We start from the raw sequence: 412 nt of genomic DNA on the forward strand, positions 1-412 counted from the left end.
CACCATCCTCAACGAACGCCGCCGCGAGATGGCGATCCTGCGATCGGTTGGTGCCAGACCCTGGCACATCGCGAGCCTGCTGATACTCGAAGCCTTCGCGCTGGCGCTGGCGGGTGTTATCAGTGGCCTTGCACTGCTCTATATCGGTATCTTCGTGTCTCAGGATTACGTAATAAATACTTACGGTTTGTACCTCTCGCCTATGCCACCTGGCCAATATGAATGGACATTGCTGGGTGGCATCCTCGCTTGCGCGCTGTTGATGGGAACCGTGCCAGCCTGGCGAGCCTACAGGCAGTCACTGGCAGATGGTCTGTCGATTCGTTTATGAGGACCTTCATAATGCGGCGCATGCTACTCACTCTGCTGCTCTCGGTTTCCACGTCACTGTGGGCCGCCGAGCCGCGTGTAC

Annotated in this window: 1 protein-coding gene and 1 pseudogene; both read left to right on the plus strand. The window is 57.5% G+C overall.

Annotated elements, in window-relative coordinates:
- Positions 1-331 (plus strand): ABC transporter permease (locus EE949_RS00185; protein ID WP_164666651.1); only part of this gene is annotated, 331 nt, incomplete at its 5' end.
- Positions 328-412, plus strand: a pseudogene (locus tag EE949_RS00190) (DUF3299 domain-containing protein); the annotation flags it as partial. The gene EE949_RS00185 and the pseudogene EE949_RS00190, both read left to right, overlap by 4 nt.

The sequence above is a fragment of the Pseudomonas viridiflava genome (assembly GCF_900602065.1).
Classification (GTDB): Bacteria; Pseudomonadota; Gammaproteobacteria; order Pseudomonadales; family Pseudomonadaceae; genus Aquipseudomonas.